This is a genomic window from Zwartia panacis (genome assembly GCF_030410395.1).
Lineage (GTDB): Bacteria > Pseudomonadota > Gammaproteobacteria > Burkholderiales > Burkholderiaceae_B > Zwartia > Zwartia panacis.
On sequence record NZ_JAUHHF010000001.1, the window covers coordinates 510,104 to 536,218 of the forward strand.

Here is a 26,115-nt window from a genome sequence, read left to right on the forward strand (position 1 = left end):
CGTGTCTGTCAAACCTGTCGTCGTTTTAGTGGGGCGCCCGAATGTGGGCAAGTCCACACTTTTTAATCGCCTGACGCGTTCGCGCTCAGCCCTTGTTGCTGATTTTTCGGGTTTGACCCGTGATCGCCATTACGGAGAGGGTCGAGTCGGCCAAACGCCATTCATCGTGGTTGACACCGGCGGCTTTGAGCCTGTCGCCAAATCAGGCATCCTGCATCAGATGGCCCGCCAGACCAAGCAGGCGATCGCAGAAGCTGATGTTGTCATTTTCATGGTGGATGCCCGTGCCGGACTGAATGCGCACGATCATGATATTTCAAGGCTTTTGCGCAAGCTCGGTCAGCGCGTCATTCTTTGTGTCAACAAAGCCGAAGGCATGCCACATGGAAGCGCAGTGGCCGAGTTCCACGAACTTGGCTTGGGACTGCCTGTTGCAATTTCTGCCGCGCACGGTGATGGCATTGCAGATCTGATTGAACTTGCACTTCAGGGCCTCGGTGAGCCTGAACCTGAAGCGCCAGAGTTCGATGCGGATGATGCAGAGCCGACTGACGCGACTTTGAAACTCGAGGCTGATGCGGTTGAACCTGAGCTTAAGCACCGCATCAAACTTGCGATTGTCGGTCGACCCAACGTCGGTAAATCAACCCTCATCAATACACTCTTGGGGGAAGAGCGCGTCATTGCTTTTGACATGCCCGGCACGACGCGCGACGCAATCGAAATTGAATTCGACCGGGGCGGTAAACAATATACGCTGATCGATACAGCCGGTTTGCGAAAGCGCGGCAAGGTTTTTGAAGCCATTGAGAAATTTTCCGTCATCAAGACGTTGCAAGCGATTGAGGCAAGCAATGTAGTGTTGTTGATGATTGATGCTCAACAGGAAGTTTCCGAGCAAGACGCTCACATTGCAGGTTTTATTCTTGAAACAGGTCGCGCACTGGTTGTAGCGATCAACAAGTGGGATGGTCTGGATGAGGATCAGCGCGAAAAAATTCAACGTGAATTTGATCGCAAGCTTCGTTTTCTCTCCTTCGCGCGTGTACACACGATCTCCGCATTGCGCGGACAGGGCATCAATACGGTCTTGCGTTCTGTGAATGCGGCTCATGCCGCAGCCTTCGCCAAGCTCTCCACTCCCAGGTTGACGCGCGAATTGCAAGCGGCCGTTGAACAACAACCCCCACCACGCAAGGGTATCTTTAGACCCAAAATGCGTTACGCTCATCAGGGTGGTCAAAATCCTCCACTGATCATTGTCCACGGCAATGCACTGGATGCGATTCCCGATTCTTATCGGCGTTATTTGGAAAATAGATTCCGTGATGCTTTTGAGTTGGCCGGTACGCCCTTGCGCATTGAGTTCAAATCGTCTTACAACCCCTACGCGGATAATTAAGTTGTCATGAGTCGTTACTGGAATAGTTTGGTCGCTAAGCTTGATCCCTATGTTCCGGGTGAGCAGCCGCGTATTCAGAACTTGATCAAGCTCAACACAAACGAGCATCCTTATGGTCCTTCGCCAAAGGTTCTTGAGGCGATCAAAGCTCAAACCAATGACAGTTTGCGCTTATATCCCGATCCAACGGCTCTAGAGCTCAGGCAAGCGATCGGACGGCGCTTTAATCTTGTGCCTGAACAGGTTTTTGTGGGCAATGGATCCGACGAGGTGTTGGCGCATGTTTTTCATGCGCTGCTCAAGCACGATCAGCCCGTGCTGTTTCCGGATATCACCTACAGTTTTTATCCGGTGTATTGCGGTCTCTACGAAATTCAGTACAAAACTCTACCGCTTGATGCGCATTTGAAAATCCGTGTGGAGGATTATCTGCCTTCCCCTGGTGACAGAAATGTGGGTGGGATCATTTTCCCCAACCCCAATGCTCCCACCGGTTCAGCCCATGCTTTAGGTGATGTTGAGCGCATTGTTGCCGCAAACCCTGACGTGGTCGTGGTTGTGGATGAGGCCTATGTGGATTTCGGTGCACAAAGCGCGGTCAGTCTGATTGATCAGTATCCTAATCTTCTCGTGGTTCATACTCTTTCCAAGTCTCGCTCACTTGCCGGTCTTCGCGTGGGCTATGCGATGGGACATCCTGATCTGATTCAGGGCCTGGATCGGGTGAAAAATAGTTTTAACTCCTATCCATTGGATCGACTTGCTCTGGCGGGTGCTACGGCAGCGATTGAGGATCAGGCTCACTTTGAAGCCACGCGCGATGCTGTTGTTCGTACTCGCGGCATGCTGACCCAAGGATTGGAGCAGCTGGGGTTCGAGGTTTTGCCCTCGACTGCGAATTTTGTCTTTGCAAGACATCCTGCGCGCGATGGCGCCTTACTTGCATCCGCTTTGCGTGAAAAAAATATTATCGTTCGTCACTTTAAAAAGCCCAGGATCGATCAATATCTACGCATCACAATTGGCACAGACGAGCAGTGCGCCAAACTTCTCGAAGCATGTCAGTCAATTCTGAATGGATCTGCTGTTAGATCATTTGGTAACTAATCGTTTCATAAACTGGCGCACCGAGGGAAAACCCTGTACAGTGTGATCATTGGCGCCGCATCGCAGCAATATCCTCACGTTGCGGGGTCGTTAACAACAACATATGGAGCCTGCCAATGAGCAATAAAGGGCAAACTTTGCAAGATCCCTTCCTGAACGCACTTCGTAAGGAGCACATCCCAGTGTCTATTTATCTGGTGAATGGGATCAAACTCCAGGGCCAGGTTGAATCTTTCGACCAGTATGTCGTGTTGCTGCGCAACACTGTCACACAAATGGTTTACAAACACGCGATTTCAACGGTTGTGCCTGCACGCGCCGTGAGCCTGCCTGTCGATGCCTCGACCGAAGCAGAGGCTGAATAAGCAACCTGGGATTAACGCATGCGTGCGTTAATCATCAGCGTTGACCTTGGGTCTCCCGACCATATTGCGCACGCCGAAGAGTTTGCGTTGCTGGCCAAGGGCGCTGGTGCGGAGTTGGTGGCGACACTGACCGCGCGCAGGCAGCGTCCCGACGCAGCTTACTTCATTGGTTCTGGAAAGGTCCAGGAGGGCGTCCTTCTCTCACAAGAGAGTGGGGCCGAGGTGATCCTTTTTGACCAGCCCTTATCTCCTGCTCAGCAGCGTAACCTTGAGCGCCAATTCAACCTCAGAGTTGTTGACCGTGTCGCTTTGATTCTGGATATTTTTGCTTTACGGGCAAAAAGTCACGAAGGCAAACTTCAGGTTGAGCTTGCTCAGCTTCAACATCTTTCTACACGATTGACTCGTCTATGGTCTCACCTTGAGCGCCAGCGCGGTGGCATTGGAATGCGCGGGCCGGGTGAGTCCCAGCTTGAGATGGATCGTCGAATGATCGGCGCCAAGGTGAAATTGCTGCGTGAGCGATTGGAACGTGCCCAGCGCCAGCGCACGACACAGCGGCGCTCTCGGGCGCGTGGGTCAATACTCTCTGTCTCGCTGGTGGGTTACACCAATGCCGGAAAATCAACCTTGTTCAACGCGATGACGCGTGCCGGAGCGTATGCGGCCGATCAGTTGTTCGCTACGCTCGATACGACAACCCGACGGTTATGGATCGAAGGGGCGGGTCAAATTACCCTTTCAGATACTGTGGGTTTTATAAGGGATTTGCCACCCACGCTGATCGCTGCTTTCAGGGCGACGCTCGAAGAGGCTACGCAGGCGGATTTGCTCCTGCACGTCGTCGATGCAGCCAGTCCTCAGCGAGATGAGCAAATCGCCGAGGTTAATAAGGTGTTGGCAGATATTGGTGCGGCTGATATCCCCTGTATTTTGGTCTACAACAAAACCGATTTGGCTGGACTGGAATCACGTGTTGAGCGAGATGAACATGGTACGATTTGTCGAGTTTTTTTAAGTGCTCAAAAGCGGTCTGGTCTAGGCGGTTTGCGTGACGCAATCAGTCAGTTTGCTACTACCTCGGAAAATAATGCGATTTCTTACGAAAATATTCAACCTGAATGATCCCGGCTGGGGTCGAGGTCAGGGCGGCGGTGGCAACGAGCCCCCGCGTCGTCCTCCGCAAGGTAACGGTCCACCTGATCTTGATCAGGTATGGCGTGACTTCAACAATCGTCTCGGTGGCTTGTTTGGTGGCAAACGCGGCGGTGGGAAGAGTGGCGGTCCCTTAGGGGGCGGTGGACCGAGCCCCCGCCAGTCCAAAATCGGACTTGGTGTGATTGTTGTCGCGGCGTTGGCACTTTGGTTGGCGAGTGGTTTCTTTATCGTCCAAGAAGGCCAGGTTGCCGTGATTACGCAATTTGGTAAATACAAAAGCACAGCTCAAGCAGGTTTCCAATGGAGAATTCCTGCTCCGATCCAATCGCACGAGATGGTGAACTTGTCCCAGTTGCGCACTTTCGAAGTCGGTTTTCGCGGCAATGCGCGTAACCGCGTGCTGCCAGAATCCCTGATGCTGACTGACGACGAGAATATCGTGGATGTGCAGTTTGTGGTTCAGTACAGATTGCGTGCGGATGGTGCACCGGATTATTTGTTCAAAACCAAGGATCCAGACGAGTCTGTTCGCCAGGTATCTCAATCAGCAATGAGAGAAGTGGTCGGTACGCGCTCGATGGACTTTGTCCTGTACGAAGGTCGTACTGCTGTCGCGGCCGAGGTGCAAAAACAAATGCAACAGATTCTGGATCGTTACCAGACCGGTATTCAGGTCAGCAGTGTTGCGATTCAAAACGTCCAACCGCCCGAGCCTGTTCAGGCTGCTTTTGATGACGCAGTCAAAGCCGGTCAGGATCGCGAACGTCAGATTAACGAAGGCCAAGCCTACAGAAACCAGATCGTGCCTCTTGCTGCGGGTCAGTCTTCGCGCATGCTCGAACAGGCAGAGGGTTACCGCGCACGGGTGGTGGGTGTTGCAGTCGGTGATGCGGCGCGCTTTACCAGCGTTCTTGCTGAATACCGCAAGGCGCCTGAAGTGATTCGTGAACGTATGTACCTTGAGACGATGCAGCAGATGTTTGCCAACGCCAGTAAGATTTTGGTGGACACCTCGGGTTCGAACAACATGCTTTATTTGCCTCTGGACAAAATCACGCAGCAAGCCGCTCAAGGTGCGATGCGACCCAATCCTCTGGCCAATACCCCTGTGCAAACGAATGCACCCGCTCCCTTGACGCAGTCCGTGCCTGTCACGCGACCCGCATCCCAAGGGCCTTCAAACACACTGACGCGCGATCGCGGCAGTCGATAATACAGAGGACAGAATCATGAAAAGATTATTTCCCCTGTTGATCGCCTTGTTCATTGGCGCGGTGGTGTTGTCATCCTCCGTGTTTATTGTGCGTGAGCGTGACTATGCGCTGGTTTTTGCGCTGGGTGAAGTCAAGAAAATCGTCTCCGAGCCTGGTCTTTATTTCAAGCTTCCACCGCCTTTCCAAAACGTGGTGACGCTGGACAAACGTTTGCTCACGATTGACCTTCAGGAAGCTGAGCGTATTCAGACATCTGAAAAGAAAAACTTGTTGATTGACTCGTTCGTGAAGTGGCGGATTGTTGACCCAAGGTTGTATTACGTGACCTTTGGTGGCAATGAGCGCGCTGCGCGTGAGCGTTTACAAGCTCAGATCAGAGATGCATTGAACGCTTCCGTCAACGTGCGCACGGTCAAGGATGTGGTGTCTCTTGAGCGTGATGTCATCATGACCGAGGTGCTCAATAACGTTGCCAAGCGTGCCGAGCCCCTTGGCGTCAAGATTGTCGACGTACGTCTCAAACGCATTGAGTTTGCGCCTGAGATTTCGGAGTCTGTCTATAGGCGAATGGAGTCTGAGCGTGTTCGCGTTGCGAATGAATTGCGCTCGATTGGTGCTGCAGAAGGTGAGCGTATTCGTGCAGAAGCCGACCGCGAACGCGAGCAGATTCTCGCCAAGGCACAAGGCCGTGCCGAAGCCATTATGGGTGAGGGCGATGCCGAAGCCGCAGGGCTCTACGCAAAAGCATACGGTGCTGATTTGTCTTTCTACAGTTTTTACAAGAGCTTAGAGGGATACCGCGCAGCTTTTGGTAAATCCGGCGATGTTCTGGTTGTGGATCCAAGCTCCGAGTTCTTTAAGTACCTAAAAAACTCGCAGGGCAAAAAATAATCTGGAAGGTTTTATTGCATTGACTTCTTGTCTCCCGGGTGAGGATTCTCTCATTCTGGAGACATAAAGTTTCCAGATAATCTGTATAATGTGTTGTAAGCTTTAACGATTGTTCTGGCGGCTTGCCGGGCTTACGCCCCAAGCCGCTTTTTGTTTGGGCATTTGTTTTGTGTTCAAACACATAGGTGTTTTGGGTATTCGTTAAAGATAGTTCTTCTTGAACTCAACCTTTTTATATTTTCTTGCAACTATGAAAGGCAATTGGTTGTTGCCAGAAAGCTTGGCAGATGTTTTGCCAGCAGAGGCACGCCGTATAGAGGATCTACGCCGGCAGCTGCTTGACTTGTTCCGTACTTACGGCTTTGAGTTAGTGGCGCCACCGTTGGTCGAATACATTGATTCGTTGCTTTCCGGTACCGGAAGCGACTTGAATCTTCGCACCAGCAAACTTGTGGATCAATTATCCGGGCGTACATTGGGTGTGCGTGCCGATATGACCCCTCAGGTGACTCGGATTGATGCACATTTGCTCAATCGTCCCGGTGTCACCCGCTTGTGTTACTGCGGACCTGTGTTGCATGCTCGTCCGGCCGGTTTGTTGTCTAGCCGTGAATTATTGCAAATCGGTGCCGAAATATATGGCCATGCCGGTGTAGAGGCCGATTTGGAAATTATCCGTCTGGCACTAGAAAGCACTAGGTTGGCGGGTGTGAAGTCTGTTCGTCTGGATTTATGTCACGCAGGTTTGGTTCGCAGCCTGCTTGAAAGTGATCCGCGTGCACACGCGCGTGCGGATGAAATTATGGCGCTGCTACGCGAAAAGGATCTGCCTGGCTTGAATCTGCTGGCCACCGGTCCAGAGCCTTTGCTAGAGGCGACTGTCAGTGCCCTGTGCGCGTTACCTCAGCTTTATGGTGATATTTCCGTCATTGCCCGCGCGCGCAAGGTTCTGCCCGTCGTCGCAGGAGTCACCCAGTCACTCGATACGCTTGAGCAGTTGCTTGCTTCGCTTGATGATGTATCCGTGGGTGTCGATCTTGCGGATGTGGGGACTTATGGATATCACTCTGGCGTGACGTTTTCTGTTTATGCCGAGGGTTGGCATGACTCGATTGTGCAGGGCGGTCGTTATGATGATGTGAGCAGGGCTTTTGGACGTGCGCGTCCCGCGACAGGTTTTAGTTTGGACCTGCGAAAGCTTGTCGCAGGTTTGGTTCCGGCATTACCTGCCCCGGCCATTCGTGCGCCTTCAGGGCAAGATGTTGCACTTCGTGAAGTGATGCAAACCCTTCGCCAAAGCGGCAATATCGTTGTACAGGTTTTTCCTGGCGAAGTTGCCACACATGACGAGTTTGTTTTTGATCGCGAGCTCGTTCAGCGCGACGGTCAATGGGTAGTGCAGCAGGTTCTTTAGGCTTCGGCGCGTGACGGGTCGTCTCGACTCAAGGCGCGTTCGAAGATATTTATTCTGATACTGATTGTTTTGATTATCCAATATGAGCAAGAACATCGTAGTGATCGGCACCCAGTGGGGTGACGAAGGCAAAGGCAAAATCGTCGACTGGCTGGCTGAGTCCGCTTCGGGTGTCGTACGTTTTCAGGGCGGTCATAATGCCGGTCATACGCTCTGGGTGAATGGCAAAAAAACAATTTTGCGCCTCATCCCTTCGGGCATCATGCATCCGAGCGTGACGTGTTACATCGGTAACGGTGTCGTATTGTCTCCAGAAGCGTTGTTAAAAGAGATCTCTGAGCTCGAAGCCGCCGGTCTGGATGTTCGCTCACGCCTCAAGATCTCCGAGGCTTGCCCATTGATTTTGCCTTATCACGTTGCACTTGATCAGGCGCGTGAAGCTCGCCGCGGTGATGCGAAGATTGGTACCACGGGCCGTGGAATCGGCCCGGCTTACGAAGACAAAGTCGCGCGCAGAGCTTTGCGTGTGCAGGATTTGTTCGATCCCCAGGGTTTTCGCGCCAAGGTTGATGAGGTATTGGATTTGCACAATTTTGTGTTGACCAAATATCTCGGCGCTCAGGCGATTTCCGCGCAGGAAGTCGTTGATCAAGCGATGGCGCTCGCTCCTGCAGTCGCACCCATGGTCGCTGACGTGAGCAGTCTTTTGTTTTTGGCTCAGCAAGCCGGGCAAAATCTGTTGTTCGAAGGCGCACAAGGCGCTTTGCTCGATGTGGATCATGGCACGTATCCGTATGTGACCAGCAGCAACTGCGTGGCAGGTGCCGCGGCAGCGGGTGCAGGCGTGGGTCCTCAAAGTTTGAATTATGTGCTGGGCATCACCAAGGCTTATGCGACACGAGTGGGTTCGGGACCTTTCCCGACAGAGCTCATGGATGAGACGGGCGCGCGTCTTGCGACGGTTGGCAAAGAGTTTGGCTCTGTCACGGGGCGCCCGCGTCGTTGTGGCTGGTTTGATGGTGCTGCGCTCAAACGGTCGGTTCGTTTGAATGGTATTACGGGTCTTTGCATCACAAAGCTGGACGTGCTTGATGGCTTGCCACTCCTCAAGATGGGTGTGGGTTATGAGCTCGACGGTCAGATTTGTGATGTGCTGCCTTATGGTGCGGCAGCCGTTGCACGCGCCAAGCCAATCCTCGAGGAAATGCCGGGTTGGACGGAGTCAACGGTCGGTGTGACGGATTTTGATAAGTTGCCCGCCAATGCGCAACGCTACCTGAAGCGACTCTCAGAGGTTTGCGGTATTCCGATCGACATGGTTTCAACGGGTCCGGATCGCAATGAAACCATTATGTTGCGTGATCCATTCAAATCCTAATGTCTAATCCTCAGGCGACTCAGGATATATGGGTAGATTGGGAAACCTATCACCAGCTGATTGAGCGCCTGATTGTTGTGGTCGACCAGTCGGGATGGAAGTTCGATCAGATACTTTGTCTGGCTCGAGGTGGTCTAAGAGTCGGTGATGTATTTTCCCGAGTGTTCAAGTTGCCACTTGCGATCTTGTCGACGAGTAGTTATCGGGAAAATCTTGGTCAGACTCAGGGGGCGCTGGAAATAGCCTCCTTCATCACGATGACTCACGGAACGCTGAACGGACGAGTTTTGCTTTTGGATGATTTGGTCGATAGTGGGGAGACGCTCATTGGCGTCAAACAGCATCTCTTGAGAACTTATCCGAGCATTGATTCGATCAAGACAGGCGTGCTTTGGTACAAAACCTGTTCGCAGGTGGCCCCAGACTTTTTTGTTGAAAAGTTGTCAGGTAATCCCTGGATTCATCAGCCTTTTGAGCGTTATGACGCTTTATCGGCGCAAGATTTGGCCGAAAAAAGGGTTTAAGTCATTTCAAAATAGCGTATTTATGCTATGATTTAAGGCTATCTAGTTGTTTAACTGTTTTATTTTTTCGTCACGCATCCTATGCCTATCGTTCGTCTGAAAGAAAACGAGCCCTTCGAAGCCGCACTGCGTCGCTTCAAGCGCACAATCGAAAAAACTGGTCTGTTGACCGAGTTGCGCGCACGCGAGTTTTATGAAAAGCCCACTGCCGAGCGTAAGCGCAAGCAGGCTGCCGCAGTTAAGCGCCACTACAAGCGCATCCGCAGCCAGCAATTGCCACCGCGCATGTACTAATCCACGGCGCACGCGTTGCGCCGTTCACGTATGGTTTGAGCGTTGATCCCAGATTCCTTTATCCAGGATCTTCTAGCCCGAGTCGATGTCGCAGATGTCGTCGGACGATACGTGCAGTTAAAGAAAGGGGGCATTAACCTGCTTGGGTTATGTCCCTTTCATAACGAAAAATCTCCCTCTTTTACGGTTAGTCCAACCAAACAGTTCTATCACTGTTTCGGATGTGGAGCCCATGGGAGTGCTATTACTTTTCTCATCGAGCACACTGGAGCAAGCTTTCCAGAAGCGGTTCGAACCCTTGCCAGCACGGTTGGCATGGCAGTCCCCGAGGAAAGCCGTTCTCCCGGTCAAAAAGCCGCTAGTTCACGTCGGCGCGAGGAAATTTCCCAGCATACGCAGGTACTTGATCTTGCTCAAAAGCACTATTTAGCACAACTACGAGATAGTCCCGCAGCCATTCGTTATTTAAAAGAACGCGGTCTGACGGGGCTCGTAGCTAAGGAGTTTGGTTTGGGTTGGGCGAGTGCTGATCGCCAGGCATTATCCAAAGTCTTTCCCCGTTACGATGATCCTTTGCTGGTCGAGTCCGGTTTGGTCATCGAGTCTGAGGATGGCCGTCGCTACGACCGTTTTCGGGAACGCGTTATGTTTCCGATTAGAAATGTCAAAGGTGAGATCGTCGGCTTCGGCGGTCGAATTATCGGAAAGGGCGAACCCAAATACCTGAACTCTCCCGAAACACCTGTTTTCTCTAAAGGAAATGAGCTGTACGGCCTCTACGAGGCGCGCAGCGCAATCCGGTCCGAGGGATGTGTGATTGTGGTTGAGGGTTACATGGATGTTGTGGGTCTTGCGCAGCTAGGGGTGCGAAACGCTGTCGCAACACTGGGAACTGCAACAACACCTGTCCATATTCAAAAGCTCTTGCGCGCCAGTGACAAAATTATATTTAGTTTTGATGGGGATGGTGCCGGGCGTCGGGCAGCCTGGCGAGCCTTGCAGGCATCTCTTCCTTTGTTGCGCGATGATATTTCTATCCGGTTTTTATTTCTCCCCGCCGAGCATGATCCGGATAGTTATATCCGGAAATTCGGAGAGGAGGCTTTTCGCGCTTGCTTGGCAGAGTCGGATGCGCTTTCTACATTTTTTTTGAACGAGTTGTCGGCGCGCCATTCCATCGAGGAGCTCGAGGGGAGGTCGGCGCTTGTGCATGAGGCGAAACCATTACTGGCGCAAATCCCAGCCATCGCGCTCAAGGTCCAGTTGCAGAACGAGTTGGCCAGGTTGGTTCAATTTACGCCTGAAGAGCTCGGGCAGTTGTTGGCCCAAGAGCTGCCTCATAAATTATCCGGGCTCCCTGATCCCAGCCGGGGGGCGACCGCCGTGACTTCTTCGGCAGAGGTCTCAGGTAACGCTTCCGATCATGGCGCTAGCTATTCAGCGAGCAATCCCAGAGCGGAGCGATCTGCGCGGACGGTTTCACGGCGTGCGGTTGCGCCGCTTGCACGTCGTTTGTTGCGCTTGCTGTTGACGCATCCCGAACTGGTGGATCAGATGGGGGAGCAGCAGGTTGAAATCTTGGCGCGTAGTCCTCATCTGGATATGGTGAGGGACTTGATTGTTTTGATTCAGGCCACGGGCGCACGTCATGTCGGGGCATTGATTCAAGCAGCTGATCCTGGTGCTGATCTCGGTATTTTGCTGGTTTCTGTGGCTGAGGACTTGATGGCTCAGGAACCCTTGCCTAATCCGCAGTCCGAATGGGAGGATGCGGTGCGACGCATTGAGATGGATGGTTTAAAGGCTGAGCAACAGGCTCTGATCGGGCAGGGATTAAATAATTTGCAGGCACAGCAAAAATATCAGGAACTTTCTCAAAGGATCACCCGTCTAATGAGGGTAATCGAATCAAATAAGTCTACTTGATTCGGTTAAAATCAACGGTTTACGCAGCTCAGGCGTGTGTTTGATTCAAGCACGGATTGGGCAGGCTCGTGCCTAAAGCACTTTTAAAGCAAGCACTTTTCAAGCAAGCACTTTTAAAATATAAGAGCGATCATGACCCAATCACTTGGCAAGAAAAAAACGATGGCTGCTGCAAAGCCTAAACCCAAAGCGGCAACCAAACCCGTCGCCAAGTCTGCTAAACCAGTGGCCAAAACCCCAGTCAAAGCACCCGCCAAAACACCAGCCAAAACGCCAGCCAAGCCATCGGTCAAACCAGTTGCAAAGCCAGCGGCTAAAACGATCGCCAAGCCAAGCGCGAAACCCGCGGCGAAACCGGCGGCCAAACCCGCTGTTAAAGCTACAGCAAAACCGGCTGCAAAGGTGGTTGCCAAGCCTGTGGTCAAACCCGCTTCCAAAATTTCCAAATCAGAGGTCAAGTCTTCAGGGACTCGACCTGTTTCTACTTCTTCCGCAGCAAAAACTGCAGTTCAATCAGTCAAGGATTCAATGAAGTCGGCTTCAAAAAGTAAATCTGCAGTAACCGAAAAAGCAAGTGCTGAGAAAGTTGATGCTAAGTCCGCAGCAAAGCCCGCAGCCAAAGCTGCCGCTAAACCCGCAGCCAAAGCAACTCCAGCTGCGTCGGATAAAAAAGCGCCTGCGAAAGCTGCGACTAAAGTGACGGCTGCTAAGCCCTCAGCGCCCGCAGTCAAGTCTGTCCCAGCCAAAGCAGCTCCCCCAGCACCTGTGTCTGCCAAGGCGCCAGGTAAAGTGGATGTTTCCAAACCCGCACCACCGCAGGATGATGGTGAAGGCCCTCCAAAAAAGGCGAGTGGCCGACCACCAGGTGGAACGGGTCGCCGTCCGGGGCGTCCTTCCAAAAATCCAAATAACAATGATGCGGATTTTGGTGATTCCGGTGATGGTGAGCACGAAGTTGAAGTCGTGCCTGATTTCAAACCTGTCAAGCGTGGCAAACGCGGCAAGGGTGATGCCAAGGATCTGATCGCGCGTGGTCCAGTGACCCCAGAGGAATACGAAGCGCGACGTAATCGTCTCAAGTCACTGATCAAGTTAGGTAAAGATCGCGGTTATCTGACCTACGGTGAGATTAACGACCACCTGCCGGATGATCTGGTGGATGCCGAAGCAATTGACGGCATTATCAGTACGTTCAGTGACATGGGAATCGCTGTCTACGACCAGGCACCCGATGCCGAAACATTGTTGTTAGGTGAAAACGCGCCTGTCGCAACTTCTGATGACGATGTCGAAGATGAGGCCGAAGCGGCCCTGACGACAGTGGACTCGGATTTTGGCCGAACGACTGATCCCGTCCGTATGTACATGCGCGAAATGGGTACGGTTGAACTGTTGACTCGCGAAGGCGAGATCGAAATCGCCAAGCGGATCGAAGAAGGTCTCAAGCACATGGTGATGGCGATTTCAGCTTGCCCCACAACGGTGAATGAAATCCTGAACCACGTGCAGCGCGTTCGTGAAGGTCAGGCACAAATCGATGAAGTAGTCGACGGCCTGGTTGATCCGGATGATGGCGCAGAATATGCGGGTGCGGGTGTCTCCGACGAGGCTGACGAGGATGGTCCTGCCGGTGGCATGAGCAGCAAACAGCTCGAAGATTTGCGCATCAAGGGTCTCGCTAAGTTTGAAATTGTCGCGGTTGAGTTCGCAAAAATGCGCGCCGCCTATGAGACGGACGGATATCGCTCCAAAGCCTACATGACCGCTCAGGAAGCGATTCAAAACGAGCTGATGGGGATTCGATTTACCGCCAAGATGGTTGAGCGTTTGGCTGATACCCTGCGCGCGCAAGTCGAAGAGGTTCGCAAGATTGAGCGTCAAGTGCTGCATACATGCGTGGATCGGGCTGGCATGCCACGCTCGCACTTTATCAAGGTGTTTCCAGGTAACGAAACAAATCTTGACTGGGTGCTCGGTGAGGTTGCCGCTGCCACGGACTACGCCCATACGCTCGAGCGCCATGTGCCAGCTGTGCAGGAGCTTCAGCAAAAGCTTATCGACCTGCAGGTTCGTGTGGTCTTGCCTCTCAAAGACCTGAAAGACGTCAACAAAAAAATGGCGACTGGCGAAGCCAAGGCGCGTAAAGCCAAGCGTGAGATGACCGAAGCGAACTTGCGCCTGGTGATCTCCATTGCCAAGAAATATACCAATCGCGGCTTGCAGTTTCTGGACTTGATCCAAGAAGGCAACATTGGCCTGATGAAGGCGGTTGATAAGTTCGAATATCGCCGAGGCTACAAGTTCTCTACCTATGCGACTTGGTGGATCCGTCAGGCTATTACGCGTTCGATCGCGGACCAGGCTCGTACGATTCGTATCCCTGTCCACATGATCGAGACCATCAACAAGATGAATCGCATCAGTCGTCAGATCTTGCAGGAAACGGGTGCTGAGCCTGATCCCGCGACGCTGGCATCCAAGATGGATATGCCCGAGGACAAGATTCGCAAGATTCTCAAAATTGCGAAAGAGCCGATTTCGATGGAAACACCGATCGGTGATGATGACGACTCTCATTTGGGTGATTTCATTGAGGATATGGCCACGCTCGCTCCCGCTGATGCTGCTTTGCATGGCTCGATGCGTGATGTGGTCAAGGAAGTCCTTGATTCACTGACTCCGCGAGAGGCTAAAGTGCTACGTATGCGCTTTGGTATCGAGATGAGTACGGATCAGACTCTCGAAGAAGTGGGTAAGCAATTTGACGTCACGCGCGAGCGTATCCGTCAAATAGAGGCCAAAGCCTTGCGCAAATTACGCCACCCTAGCCGTTCGGACAAACTCAAGAGTTTTCTTGAAGGTCAGTGATGCAAATCCAAATATTGGTCGTTCATCCCAGCCCTCTGGTGCAATCTGCACTAGAGTGCCTAATCCGAACGGATCCCTCTTATTGCGTGGTTAAAACGTTTGCCAAAGGCTCTGACCTTGCGGTTTTTTTAACGACGACGACGGATCGTTTTGACGTGGTGCTCTTGAGTGCCGAAGAAGAGCAGCCATCGTTGATGTTGCGTATCTCTGCGATGAGCGATGCCAAGGTGTTGCTGCTGGCTCTCGAGCGAGAGCCTTCCAATGTTGAGGATTGGCTCAAGGAAGGCGCGCGAGGTTTGATTAATCCTCAGGCTGACACTGCACAACTCCTCAAGGCGATCTCCAAGGTTTACGCGGGAGAGTTTTGGTTTAATCGCCAAATCACTTCACGTATTTTTAGTGGTCTTGGTCAGGCAAAGGAGCTATCCGAGGAACAAAAGCGGATCGCTGAGTTGACGGCCAAGGAAAAACTGGTTGTTAAAGCTGTCGTGGATGGTGGTGGTAAAACTTTGCGTGAAACCGCAAAAGATCTCGAAATCAGTGAAAACACTGTGCGAAATCATTTACGTTCCATTTACAGCAAGCTTGGACTTGCGAATCGACTTGAGCTCTTTGTTTTTGCTCAGCAACATCTGACACGTTAAACATTACGCTGTTGGTTTGTCACTTTGACCCCTATCGCGCAGTGTGGATAGGGGTTTTTATATTTGAATTAAATTTATGGCACAAAGGTACTATGTCTTATGGCATAGTTATCCCGTATCGAGTCGACAACACCTAGTACCTGTCAAGTCGATAATGATTTCCGATACGTTCATTAAAAGTTAGACTGTGTCCTATAACCTCGTGACACAAGTCAGCTGTAACTTTTCATTACTCCAGCATAAGAATGCTTTTAACAAAATCAACCAGTCCGCTGTTGAGATTAAGTTTTGCGCAGCGGTTTGGCCGTTTTGTTTTAGCCTGCCTGTTCGCTTTAATGTGTTTGCAATTGTTTGGTTGTTCCACACCCATCAAAGAAGAGGGTGATGCTCCAGACGGACCTGAATACGTTAAATGGATTCCTAAAACTTTCAATGGCCCGGTCAACGAAAGTTTGCCGCGTCCCAAAGAGTTTTGGTGGAGAGATTTTGGCAGTAGTGAGCTTGACGCGCTTGTAGATACTGCGTTGAATAATAACTTCGACTTGCGTGTCGCGGTTGCCCGAGTGGCTCAAACGCGCGCACAAGCCAACATTGTTCGCGCTGCGCAATCTCCCTCTGTTGAGTTAACGGCGGGCTATAGAAATCAGGCGCCTGGGCAAGGCGTAGGCTATGCTGCGACAACGGACGAATGGGGCAGTCAGCCTGTTTGGCAAGCGGGTTTAGCCGTCAACTATGAGCTGGATCTGTGGGGTAAAAAGGGATTCAACTCTCAGGCGGCATATTCCTTAGCCTTAGCGAGTGAGTTCAATCGTGAAGTTGTCGCGCTCAGTCTGGTGAGCGATGTGGTCACGGTCTATTTTCAGGTGATGGCTTTAACGGAACGTATTGCTGTCGGAGAGCGCAACCTCGAGACGATCCGCATGGTTGGTCGTAACTTGCAAAGACGCCTCGACCGCGGGGACTCGACAGTGATCGATGTCTCTCAGCAATTGGTGTTGCAGAGCAATACGGATGCTCAGGTTACAAACTTGAAACTGCAGCGCGAGCGGGCACTCAATCGCTTAGCTTTGCTTGTTGGGACAACGCCTTCGGCTTTAAAGCTCAGCGGCGGGCTGGTTGAAAATGTCAACACGCCAGTGGTTCAGCCGGGTTTGCCCTCGGACCTGCTGTGCAGACGACCCGATATTCGCCGTGCTGAAGCTGCACTCGAGTCTGCGCAGGCTGACTTGTATGCCGCGCGTGCAAATTTACTGCCTTCGTTTGCGTTATCCGCACAAGGTGGTTTTGGTAGTTTCTTGTTGTCATCCATTCTTGCGCCTCAAAGTCTTTTTTACAACCTGAGCGCAAATCTGGTTCAGAACGTTTTTGATGGCGGTAAACGCAAGTCCGAGGTTGAGTTGGCAAATGCCAAGAACAGGGAGTTGCTTGAGGCGTATGCCAATACCGTCTTGTCAGCCATGCGCGACGTCGAGGACGGACTTTCTGGCGTGGCACTGACTGCCAAACAATATGCGGCACTGGACAACGCTCGCAAACGCGCGCGTCAATTGGCTGAATACAGTGTCAAGGTGGTTGAGCGGGGTGGTATGGATTTTGTGCAGTTGTATCAAGTTCAAGGGACAGTGATCGCTGCAGAGGATGCAGCGATCAATGGTCGTTATGAGCAAATCCGGGCCTCTGTAGACCTCTACAAAGCGATCGGCGGTGGACTACGTTTGGGCGAGAACCCTTGTTTGGGTGGTGGCAAGCTTCCAGAGGCGGATGCGCGCTGGCGGGCCAGAGCAGAGAAGAACGATGGCAAATAAGACCACAACGAAGATGAACGACCGGTCTAAAGCCAGTGAAACGCTGGGCTTGTTGTCGCCGTTTGCGGGTGAGAGATTCACCATTTTTTCCTCCAGCATCACGATCAATATCCTTGCATTGGCGTTCCCCTTGCTGATGTTGCAGCTTTACGATCGAATCTTGCCTTACGAGTCAGTCGATACGCTCGGTCTGGTCGCGATGACTGTTTTGCTTGCGATCTTTGTCGAGACTCTTTTGCGGATTGCACGCTCTTATGCCACAGCGTGGACGGCAGCACGATTTGAGTACAGGGCGATGATGGCCTTGACCGAGCGCGCCTTAGCCGAGCCCCTTCACCAGTTTGAGCGCAAGGGGACTGGCGCGGTGATGTCCCGCTTTAAGTCTATCGGGACGCTTCGCTATCACTACTCTGGTCAGACGTTTCAGCAGCTGATGGACTTGCCGTTCACTTTTTTATATGTATTGATTGCGGCAGTCATGAGCCCCTGGATTGGTGTGTTGCTACTGACTGGTTATTTAGTCTTCATGCTGATCATCTGGCGAAATGGGAAAACTTTTCCTGCTTTGGTCAAAGAGCAAAAAGAGGCGGATCTCAGGCGAGGCAATTTTTTAAATGAAACCTTGCGCAACATACATACGCTCAAATCGATGACGATGGAGGCGTTGATGTTGCGTCGCCACGAGCGCTTGCAAGAAGCCTGTGCCCGCCTGATGTCCAAAGTCACCTATGCGCTCGATATGTCCTCGGGGCTTGGGAACATATTTTCACCTCTAATGACCACTTTGACGGTGGCTCTTGGCGCATGGTTGGTGATCAATGGCGAGATGACGAACGGCGAACTTGCGGCTTGTGTACTGTTAGGTATGCGTGCGCTGGCTCCTCTTCAGCGTCTGGGTGGTATCTGGTCAAAGCACCAGCAGGACAAAATTTTGCGTGAGGAGCTTTCCGCACAGCTTGCCCAACCTGTTTTGCCTGTTGAACCTCCCCATGCGGTCTCTCTGGATACCGTGTGTGACACATCTGAACCGCGTGGAGTGAGTCTTGATCTTGTCAACGTGGGCTACCAGTTTCCCTCCGCCAAGGCCCCTGTCTTCAAAGACTTGTCTCTCACGATTGAACCAAACGAATGTCTCTTGATAGAGGGGCAGAGCGGGGCTGGACGCAGCACTTTGTTGCAATTATTAGCCGGAGTCGTTCAGCCGACAGATGGTCAGATACTGGTTGATCATCGAGAGTTGAAGTTTATGAGTGCCACCGAAGTGGGGCACGAAATTGCTTACCTGTCGCAAGAAGCGCAAATGTTTGAGGGGTCGCTCCTCGACAACATCAGTCGCTTCGATGATGATCGGATAGATCTCGCTCTGGAGACTGCAAAGAAACTGGGTTTAGGCGATTTCGTTTCCAGAATGCCTCGTGGCTGGGATTCAACGGTCGGTGACATGGCCACAGATTCGTTGCCTCCGGGATATCGTCAACGATTGTCCATTGTGCGCGCGCTCAGCGGGCAACCTCGCGTCATTTTGTTTGACGATGCGACTTCAACAATGGATTCAGAGGGTGACACTCTATTTTTACGCTATCTGCAGTCGATGGTGGGACGTGTCACGATCGTGATGATTTCGCAAAGACCCTCCTACAAGCGTCTGGCTACCCGAACGGTTTATCTGCAGAAGGGATGTTTCACCGAGCGTGGCCTTGCAGAGCCAATTGCTGAGCCTGTATTGGATTTGGGCATTGCGGCGCAATCTTTGGAGACGACTTCTCCTGTCAATTTAGAGACGACTTCTCCTGTCAATATCGCGATGGCTCGGGCCAAAGACGCCACCTCCGTTGAGTCGCGAACGTTCTCGACCGAAGGTGCTGTAATTGATACGGAGCTTGATCCTTCACGTTGGGATCGCACCCGGGAAATGGTCGATGCTCAATTCAAAGTTAGAACGGACTTCTCTGGTTGTTTGACAATTTTGCTCAAACAAATCAATGCTCGAGTGAGCACCCGGGAGATCGCCGAATCACTGCCTTATTACGAGGATGCGCTGGATCTTTCAGGTTTTCAAAATGCCATGGCTGAGCTCGGTTACAAGCCTAAAGAAGTCCGTTGCAGACTGGGCGATCTTGAGGTGCGATCTTTGCCTTGTTTGTTTGTTCCAGATCGGGACCTGGCGTTTGTCGTGCTTGGGCGCACTGGACATCAAGTGCGCGTCGCCAACGATCCTGATCAAGATGTGCGTCTAGAGTCCAATCTAAATATCGAGGGTCGCGCTTTCTTTTATGAACAGGTTGGCCGATCTTTCGTCGAGACGGGATCCTGGGCAACGCGTGCGCTCAAGCGGTTCGCTCCGCTGATTGGTCAAGCTACGGTTTCTGCTCTGGTGTCAGGTCTGGTACTGATGGCGGGGCCGCTCTTTATGATGGTGGTCTACAGCACCGTGATTCCAACTGGTGCAGAAGACACTTTGCTTTACTTGACAATCGGCTCTGTCTTGGCACTGTTGTCGAGCTTTGCATTCATGCGGCACCGCGCGCATATTTTGGCGTATATCGCTGGCCGCATCGAGTATTTATTCGGTGCGAGTATTTTGCAACACGTGTTGAGAATGTCTCCATCCTATACAGAACGCTCTTCGGTGGGGGCTCAAACTGCACGTCTTCAGAGCTTTGAGTCGATCCGGGATATGTTTATCGGTCCGCTGGCTTCGACATTCTTGGAGTCACCCGCGACGATTGTGTTGCTCGTGGCCTTGTCGATTATTAATCCAATCGCACTGCTGGTATTTACCGTCATGGTCGCGATCTATGCGATTTTGTACTGGGTTTTTTCTGGCCGGACCAAGACTCTCGTCACGGAATTAAGTCAGGCGGTGACCAAGCGCGACGAGTTCCTGGTGGAACTGATTGTCAAGATGCGAACAGTCCGAGAGAGCCATGCGCAGCGACTTTGGCTTGAGCGTTTCAGGGAAGTCTCCGCAAATGCCGCAATGGCTTCTTTCAAATCCGAGCGTTTGTCTTCTTTGCTTGTGAGTAGCTCTTACTTTTTGATGATGCTTGCAGCCTTGTCCATTGTCGTGGCAACGGTACCCGCGGTATGGTCGCATTCCGTATCATCGGGTGCATTAATTGCCTCATTGATGTTGATGTGGCGCGTTCTCACCCCTGTTCAAACTGTTTTCACCAATATGACCAGAATGGAACGGGTGGGCAATGCGGTCAAACAGATCGATAGTTTGATGTGGATCCAGCCCGAAAGGATTGAAACCTCACAAGCTGTCAGTGGTCGCAAGCTCCTGGGCGAAATAGAGTTCGCGCGAGTATCTTTCCGTTATTCGATCAAGGTCGACCCGGCGCTGATTGGCGTGGAGTTTCGCATTCAGCCCGGACAAGTTGTCGCGTTGACCGGACCGAATGGCGGTGGCAAGTCGACCCTATTGAAACTGATTCTCGGTATGTACCAGCCCCAGGCGGGTGCGATTCTTTTGGACAATGTGGATATCCGGCAAATCGATCCATTAGTCTTGAGACGCTACATTGGTTACGCACCCCAGGATACCCAATTGTTTCGCGCAACACTGGCGCAGAACCTCAGATTGGCGCGACCAGAAGCGACTGACGAAGATCTGTATGAGTGTTTGGAAATGGCGGGCGCGTTGGACCAAGTGCTTTCCTTGCCTCAAGGTCTTCAGTACCGTGTCGGTGACAACACGAACGAGCTTGCCGCAAGTCTCAAGCAAAAACTGTCGATAGCGCGTGCGTATCTGACGCGCGCGCCGATTATGTTGTTTGATGAACCTGGCAACGGTCTGGATGAACTGGGTGATCGAAAATTCATTGAAACGATTAAAAAATTACGTGGCAAGACAACCATAGTCTTTATCAGTCATCGTCCGAGTCACATCAAATTAGCTGACACGTTGATGATTTTCGACAAGGGTTATTTACGCGCGAGTGGTGCGCCTGAAGTGCTGCTGAGGCAGCCGGTAGCATCTTGAAGCTCAAACTGGAATACATCGCAATGATTTGTGAGAAGAATGTCTGTGAATAATACTGAACCTTATCAGTCCGAAAAGACACCGGTTACGCCGCTCGTGCTTGGCGACCGAACGGACAATTACGTTGCCAAGGCTATCTTGCTTGAGGAGGCTGCGCCGCCGTCTTATTTGAGAGCGACGATCAATCTGGCGGCTGTCTCTTTGGTTTTATTCTTGGTGTGGGCGTATTTTGCCAAGCTCGACGTTGTCGCGTTAGCGCCTGGACAAATTTTGCCAGTTGAGTCTGTCAAAGTTGTTCAGCATGTTGACGGTGGACGGATCGCCTCGATTCAGGTGAGGGATGGGCAGCTTGTCAAAAAGGGCGAAGTGCTCATGCGCCTCAATGATACGGAGGCCGCGGCTGAATATCAGACCTTGAGTGCAAAGTATTGGGGACTGTATGCAAGGGTGGAGCGACTGCGTGCCCTGATTGGCGAACGCCCGGCAAATTTCAGCGCAGTGCCTGAGATCTACAAAGAAACGGTGCAGGAGCAGCAGCACACTCTGAAAACTTCCTTGCAACAAATTTCTCAACAAAAAGACGAGATCAAAATTTTGAAAGAGGTCAGCAAGATCAGGACTGAGCTTGCAGAGGAAAAGCTTGCGACGCGTGTGCAGGCTCTGGATGCGCAGCGTGCATTGAGTCAGGCCGAGGCGGAGTTGCTTCGGTTTAGACGTGCTCAGATGGATGAGCTCAATGAGTCTTCGAATGAGTTGGTTCAGATTCAGGAGCAACTCACTAAATTAAAAGACCGACTGGATCGTGTTGAGGTGCTGTCCCCATCTGATGGTGTCGTTCAGGATTTGAAGTTCCGAACGGTTGGAGGTGTGATCCCTGCCGGTGCGATGCTGATGAATGTTGTTCCTGTAGATAGTCAGATGCATGCTGAGGTCAGGGTTTCTCCCGTGGATATTGGTTTTGTAAAAATGGATCAGCCTGTCAGGCTTAAGGTCAGTACTTTTGATTTTATGCGTTATGGAACGATTGAGGGGCGTGTGTCCATGGTTTCACCATACAGCGTTTTAGGTGAAGGTCAAAATCCATACTTCAAGGTCAATATCACTGTGACAAAGGAGTATGTCGGTGATGATCAAACTAAAAAGGTCGAACCAGGAATGACTGTCCAGGCAGATATTTTGACCGACAGACAGTCCGTGTTGCGGTATTTACTCCGTCCGATTTATGTTGCTCTGAATCAGGGTATGCGTGAACGCTAACCTGGCCCTTGATAGACTGATAGCAGGCAGATAAAAATATGAACAAGCGCGAAGAAGGTGACTTGGATAAGAATCGGCCACTTACGCCTCGGCAAGAACAAATTTTATCGTTATTGACCGAAGGCAAGAGTAATAAAGAAATCGCCGAGGAACTTGGGATTCAGCAAGGGACTGTGAAGCAGCACTTGTTTGTGCTCTTTCGCCGTCTCGGAGTCGTCAATCGCGCCAAAGCCGTGATCGCTGCAAGTCAGCTTTTGAAAGCCCAGCGATCAAGAGGACGTGAGTCTGGTTGGTCCAAGCCCGCTAAACAAACTTCTATCCATAAGCCTGGTTATGTCTGGCGAATGATCGCTGTGGTGGCGGTGTTTTTGCCCGATGCCACATCCATTTCCACGGGCGTGCTGGTTCAGCGTGATCAGTACTTGCTGGCTTTAAGACAAACGGTTTCTGACTTCACGGAAGCCTTGGACGGTCAGTTTGTGTCCATGCCTTATGGAGGATTTCTTGCCTGGTTTGGTCATCCTTACTCACATCTGGATGATGCGGATCGCGCCGTACATTTGGCCCAGTCTATTCAAAAATGGTCGGATGACTACTGCGCCCAACATTTTGTAGAAACAGACTCTGACTTATTGACCAGGCCAATCGGTATTGGTGTGGCTTCTCATCCAGAAGTCGTCGCTGAGAAAACGGTACAGCTGACCGGTGCTGAGTCCTTCAGATCTGCTGCGATTTTGGCGCGTCACGCTCGACCACTGGGTCGCCCGCTTGCAGACGAATCGACACAACGGCTGGCACCTCTGAGCGTCCAGTGGCTCAAGGTCAAAGCATCTTCTGACAAACCGATTGGACGTCAGCGTGAGGGCAGTGTCTCTGCGATTGGCGAGTATGGCCAGTTACTGCTGGATACGCGTTCGCGCTGGGGTGGTATTGATTTTGTGGATGAAATTTTTGCCTCTGCGAAGAGTGGCGTTGCGCAATGGATGTCGGTCGAGTCTTGGCCCCCGGCTGCTGCGACTGCTTTAATTGATACGATAGGTAACGCAGCGGTTTCGCTGGGTTTCAATGTGCTGCGTCTGAGAATGCCTGTGCAGACGCGTCGCGACCGGATCGTTGCAGGTTTTGTCGGTCAGATTGAGATAGTTTCAGCGGTGCTGAATGCACCGGTGGGCAAGGTTTATACGCTTTCTTCTGATGGAGAGAGATTAGGTTCCATGATTAGAGACTGCGCGAGTCAACCTTTAGTCATACAAGTTTATGGGCTCAAGGCTCTTGATGCATTGGCGACTGTCCTGGGTGAGCGGGGTGTGAATCAATTAGTCTCCTGTCCGATCGTGATCGTTGCTGCAAACTTAATGGATGTTGGACAGGCACAAACTGTTGTCAGATTGCTGGGGCCGCGTCCTAAAAGTGATGCGCCCTCCAGAGTTTTCACCATGCGTACGAATGGACATGCCGATTTGCCCCAAGCCATACGCGCTGATTTACAAGCCATGCTTGATGGTTTATCAGTGACCTCGAAACAGTTGATTGTGGCTGCTGCGAATGATCCTGCTCGGCCGATTGATGATTTTGTGACACAGGCGGGATTGCCCCATCATCAGACACAGTTCTGTTTATCAGAGTTGACGGCCTCCGGTTTAATTGCTCCTAAGTCTGGCGGAGGCTTTCAGTTTCGTGACCTCATGACGGCGCAGGCAATCCATAGTTTGACAGTTGCCATTCCTGAGATGAATGTGACCTAAAGGAGCTCGAAGTATCAATGAAAAGATCAGTGATCTTTTGCTCCAGTTTGATTTTTTTCGCTTTTTTTGTCGCGAGTTTTGCTCCTGCTCTCGCAGATGTCGGTGCGCGTCCCGTTGCGAGCGCGAGTGTCGTGGTGATGACAATGAGCGGAAGGATTTCAAAAAAGACGCTTGAAATGGTCCGTGGCTCTGTTCCAAAACCTCAAGGTGACCCTATTCCTGCCGGATTGATCGTGTTGCTCGATTCCTCCGGCGGTGACGGGGTGGTTGCGATGGAGATCGGCCGAATGCTCCGCGCGGCAAAAGCGCATATTTTTGTGACCGGTCAGTGCTCTAGCGCCTGTATGTTTATTTTGGCAAGCGGTGTTGTTCGAGGTGCGCCGGCCTACACAGTGGGAATCCATCGGGGTCGTATTACTGTGACAGATCAAGATGGAAAGATTTTGAAAGAGGTGGATGCCAGTGAAAATCCTAAAGCTGCCGCAGCCCTTACAAAGTTCGAGCGGGACGCAGAGGCTTATTTTGCTGAAATGGGTATGTCGCCTCAGCTATTTGCAGCAATGCAGGCGCACATCCAAAAGGGGGTTTACCGCTTGAGCCATAATCAAGTTGAGCAGTATCGTCTAACTGGTTTCGAAACACGCTATTTCAATGAGCGCGTCAGGTTTTTTGAGACCCAGACAGGTGTCTATAAAATGAATGGAACCGAGCTGCGTCGACGTACCGCAAAAGTGGCTTCTCGATGCGGGGAGTTTCAAAATGACCGAAAAGCATTTGTAGCCTGTTATTCCGAGGTATTGCGAGACCGGTATTTAAATTAATTTAGGGCGATTTTGTTACCAAAGTTATATAACCTTTTGTGGTGTTGAGGGTATGCCTACCGCCTATTAAAGTCTAACTTATAGAAGTCTCAATTTGAGACGAGCTGGACTGATAAGGCATTGAAATGGCTGACGAAAATAAACCTACTCCACAACAGTCCCAAGAGGCCGTTCAACTCGATAGTTTGACGTCGCTCCAGCAACCGACTGAAAGTGACCAGGCAGGGAGTGCCAACACAGCGGAGGTACGTGCCGATGCCGTGGTGACTCAGCCGAACACAAACGCTCCTGAAGGGCCCAGCTTTTACCTTCCCAATACTGACCTGACAAATGCCCCGCCTGTTCAGACCGGCGACAGCACAGTCAGTGAAACTGAGTCTGAGGATGACGCCAGGCCTTCCAATGTGGAAGATGCGTTGGCAGGTGAGGGTTTGCTTACTGTCACTGTCGCAGTTTCGCCAGAGATTCAAGCCGTCTCATCGGAGTCCGGCGAGGGAGGTCGATCACCGGATGTGATGAGCGCATCTACTGGTACAGGTGCGCCAGGACCTGCCAATACGCCACGCGCAGGAACAACGCAGGCACGAGCGGACGTACCGCTGGATGGTACTGAGCCCGCTGAAGTGAATGAACCAGTCCAGGTGATTGAGTCCGTCACTCCTGTGGCTGCGACTCAACCGATTGAATTGACTGTTGTACCTCAGGTGACTGAGGCGGTTGTCACAGAGGCTGTGCTTCCGGTCGATGTTTCGCCTATTGCGTTAACGATAGTGTCTCAGGTGACTGATGCTGTTGCCATAGAGCCTATTGTGCCGGTTGTAGCGACTTCATCACTTAGTGAAAATCCTGTTATTGCTGAAAGCGTATCGAGTTTGTCTAGCGCTTCTGTTGCCTTGACCGAAACCGATGCGGTGCTCAGTACGAGCGGCACGCTGACGTTGGCGGACGCGGATGCGACCGATGCGACGGTGGTGGCGCAGACGGATACGGCTGGCGCGTACGGGAAGTTCAGCATCGGCACCAATGGTGCCTGGACGTACACGACCAACGACGCGGCCAACCAGCTCAATGCGGGTCAGGTCGTCACCGAGGTGTTTACGGTGGCCACGAGCGATGGTGGCAGCGCGACGGTGACGGTGAACCTCACCGGCACGAATGATGTGGCCACGCTCACGAGCGACACGAAAGCCTTGACCGAAACCGATGCGGTGCTCAGTACGAGCGGCACGCTGACGTTGGCGGACGCGGATGCGACCGATGCGACGGTGGTGGCGCAGACGGATACGGCTGGCGCGTACGGGAAGTTCAGCATCG

General features: G+C 51.9%; 19 protein-coding genes. All 19 read left to right on the forward strand.

The genetic code is table 11. The features are described from left to right. Position 1 precedes the first annotated feature (1 nt). A complete protein-coding gene (der, locus tag QWY30_RS02360) occupies positions 2 to 1,402 on the forward strand; it encodes a ribosome biogenesis GTPase Der (RefSeq protein ID WP_290237881.1) in 1,401 nt (466 codons plus the stop codon). A 6-nt stretch (positions 1,403 to 1,408) separates the two neighbouring features. Continuing rightward, positions 1,409 to 2,509: a histidinol-phosphate transaminase gene (hisC, locus tag QWY30_RS02365; protein WP_290237882.1), complete on the forward strand. Its 1,101-nt coding sequence runs from the start codon at positions 1,409 to 1,411 to the stop codon at positions 2,507 to 2,509. A gap of 116 nt (positions 2,510 to 2,625) precedes the next feature. Next, positions 2,626 to 2,874: an RNA chaperone Hfq gene (gene hfq, locus QWY30_RS02370; RefSeq protein WP_290237883.1), complete on the forward strand. Its 249-nt coding sequence runs from the start codon at positions 2,626 to 2,628 to the stop codon at positions 2,872 to 2,874. Positions 2,875 to 2,892: 18 nt separating this feature from the next. After that, positions 2,893 to 3,999, forward strand: coding sequence for a GTPase HflX (hflX, locus tag QWY30_RS02375; RefSeq protein WP_290237884.1), 1,107 nt, complete (start codon positions 2,893 to 2,895; stop codon positions 3,997 to 3,999). Beyond that, positions 3,965 to 5,245, forward strand: coding sequence for an FtsH protease activity modulator HflK (hflK, locus tag QWY30_RS02380; protein ID WP_290237885.1), 1,281 nt, complete (start codon positions 3,965 to 3,967; stop codon positions 5,243 to 5,245). The genes hflX and hflK overlap by 35 nt, the downstream gene beginning before the upstream one ends. Before the next feature lie 16 nt (positions 5,246 to 5,261). Then, a complete protein-coding gene (gene hflC / locus QWY30_RS02385) occupies positions 5,262 to 6,137 on the forward strand; it encodes a protease modulator HflC (protein ID WP_290237886.1) in 876 nt (291 codons plus the stop codon). A gap of 250 nt (positions 6,138 to 6,387) precedes the next feature. Then, a complete protein-coding gene (locus tag QWY30_RS02390) occupies positions 6,388 to 7,551 on the forward strand; it encodes an ATP phosphoribosyltransferase regulatory subunit (protein WP_290237887.1) in 1,164 nt (387 codons plus the stop codon). Between the two features lie 82 nt (positions 7,552 to 7,633). Then, on the forward strand, positions 7,634 to 8,929 hold the full coding sequence (locus QWY30_RS02395; RefSeq protein WP_290237888.1) for an adenylosuccinate synthase: 1,296 nt from the start codon (positions 7,634 to 7,636) through the stop codon (positions 8,927 to 8,929). Continuing rightward, positions 8,929 to 9,453 carry a phosphoribosyltransferase gene (locus QWY30_RS02400; RefSeq protein WP_290237889.1) on the forward strand — a complete coding sequence of 175 codons (525 nt, stop codon included), beginning with the start codon at positions 8,929 to 8,931 and terminating at the stop codon, positions 9,451 to 9,453. The genes QWY30_RS02395 and QWY30_RS02400 overlap by 1 nt, the downstream gene beginning before the upstream one ends. 81 nt (positions 9,454 to 9,534) lie before the next feature. Further along, positions 9,535 to 9,747 (forward strand): 30S ribosomal protein S21, encoded by a 213-nt coding sequence (rpsU, locus tag QWY30_RS02405; RefSeq protein WP_028817338.1) that lies wholly within the window; start codon positions 9,535 to 9,537, stop codon positions 9,745 to 9,747. A gap of 42 nt (positions 9,748 to 9,789) precedes the next feature. Beyond that, positions 9,790 to 11,673 (forward strand): DNA primase, encoded by a 1,884-nt coding sequence (dnaG, locus tag QWY30_RS02410; RefSeq protein WP_290237890.1) that lies wholly within the window; start codon positions 9,790 to 9,792, stop codon positions 11,671 to 11,673. Between the two features lie 132 nt (positions 11,674 to 11,805). Further along, positions 11,806 to 14,541 carry an RNA polymerase sigma factor RpoD gene (rpoD, locus tag QWY30_RS02415; RefSeq protein WP_435433343.1) on the forward strand — a complete coding sequence of 912 codons (2,736 nt, stop codon included), beginning with the start codon at positions 11,806 to 11,808 and terminating at the stop codon, positions 14,539 to 14,541. Beyond that, complete coding sequence (locus QWY30_RS02420) at positions 14,541 to 15,185, forward strand: response regulator transcription factor (RefSeq protein ID WP_290237891.1); 645 nt, start codon at positions 14,541 to 14,543, stop codon at positions 15,183 to 15,185. The genes rpoD and QWY30_RS02420 overlap by 1 nt, the downstream gene beginning before the upstream one ends. A 245-nt stretch (positions 15,186 to 15,430) precedes the next feature. Next, positions 15,431 to 16,990, forward strand: a complete 1,560-nt coding sequence (locus QWY30_RS02425; RefSeq protein ID WP_290237893.1) for a TolC family protein — start codon at positions 15,431 to 15,433, stop codon at positions 16,988 to 16,990. Beyond that, positions 16,980 to 20,978, forward strand: a complete 3,999-nt coding sequence (locus tag QWY30_RS02430) for a peptidase domain-containing ABC transporter (protein ID WP_290237895.1) — start codon at positions 16,980 to 16,982, stop codon at positions 20,976 to 20,978. The genes QWY30_RS02425 and QWY30_RS02430 overlap by 11 nt, the downstream gene beginning before the upstream one ends. A 45-nt stretch (positions 20,979 to 21,023) precedes the next feature. Continuing rightward, on the forward strand, positions 21,024 to 22,235 hold the full coding sequence (locus tag QWY30_RS02435) for a beta-barrel domain-containing protein (protein ID WP_290237897.1): 1,212 nt from the start codon (positions 21,024 to 21,026) through the stop codon (positions 22,233 to 22,235). Positions 22,236 to 22,273: 38 nt separating this feature from the next. Next, the gene (locus tag QWY30_RS02440) at positions 22,274 to 23,980 is read left to right on the forward strand and encodes a LuxR C-terminal-related transcriptional regulator (protein WP_290237899.1); all 1,707 of its coding nucleotides are present in this window, start codon (positions 22,274 to 22,276) and stop codon (positions 23,978 to 23,980) included. Between the two features lie 17 nt (positions 23,981 to 23,997). After that, a complete protein-coding gene (locus tag QWY30_RS02445) occupies positions 23,998 to 24,801 on the forward strand; it encodes a hypothetical protein (RefSeq protein ID WP_290237901.1) in 804 nt (267 codons plus the stop codon). A gap of 125 nt (positions 24,802 to 24,926) precedes the next feature. Further along, a partial coding sequence (locus tag QWY30_RS02450) for a VCBS domain-containing protein (RefSeq protein ID WP_290237903.1) occupies positions 24,927 to 26,115 on the forward strand: 1,189 nt, incomplete at its 3' end.

Bases quoted from the DNA above. Each gene is read 5' to 3' on its own strand.
- hisC (WP_290237882.1), top strand. From the start codon at position 1,409: ATGAGTCGTTACTGGAATAGTTTGGTCGCTAAGCTTGATCCCTATGTT.
- hfq (WP_290237883.1), top strand. From the start codon at position 2,626: ATGAGCAATAAAGGGCAAACTTTGCAAGATCCCTTCCTGAACGCACTT.
- hflX (WP_290237884.1), top strand. From the start codon at position 2,893: ATGCGTGCGTTAATCATCAGCGTTGACCTTGGGTCTCCCGACCATATT.
- hflK (WP_290237885.1), top strand. From the start codon at position 3,965: ATGCGATTTCTTACGAAAATATTCAACCTGAATGATCCCGGCTGGGGT.
- hflC (WP_290237886.1), top strand. From the start codon at position 5,262: ATGAAAAGATTATTTCCCCTGTTGATCGCCTTGTTCATTGGCGCGGTG.
- QWY30_RS02390 (WP_290237887.1), top strand. From the start codon at position 6,388: ATGAAAGGCAATTGGTTGTTGCCAGAAAGCTTGGCAGATGTTTTGCCA.
- QWY30_RS02395 (WP_290237888.1), top strand. From the start codon at position 7,634: ATGAGCAAGAACATCGTAGTGATCGGCACCCAGTGGGGTGACGAAGGC.
- QWY30_RS02400 (WP_290237889.1), top strand. From the start codon at position 8,929: ATGTCTAATCCTCAGGCGACTCAGGATATATGGGTAGATTGGGAAACC.
- rpsU (WP_028817338.1), top strand. From the start codon at position 9,535: ATGCCTATCGTTCGTCTGAAAGAAAACGAGCCCTTCGAAGCCGCACTG.
- rpoD (WP_435433343.1), top strand. From the start codon at position 11,806: ATGACCCAATCACTTGGCAAGAAAAAAACGATGGCTGCTGCAAAGCCT.
- QWY30_RS02420 (WP_290237891.1), top strand. From the start codon at position 14,541: ATGCAAATCCAAATATTGGTCGTTCATCCCAGCCCTCTGGTGCAATCT.
- QWY30_RS02425 (WP_290237893.1), top strand. From the start codon at position 15,431: ATGCTTTTAACAAAATCAACCAGTCCGCTGTTGAGATTAAGTTTTGCG.
- QWY30_RS02430 (WP_290237895.1), top strand. From the start codon at position 16,980: ATGGCAAATAAGACCACAACGAAGATGAACGACCGGTCTAAAGCCAGT.
- QWY30_RS02440 (WP_290237899.1), top strand. From the start codon at position 22,274: ATGAACAAGCGCGAAGAAGGTGACTTGGATAAGAATCGGCCACTTACG.
- QWY30_RS02445 (WP_290237901.1), top strand. From the start codon at position 23,998: ATGAAAAGATCAGTGATCTTTTGCTCCAGTTTGATTTTTTTCGCTTTT.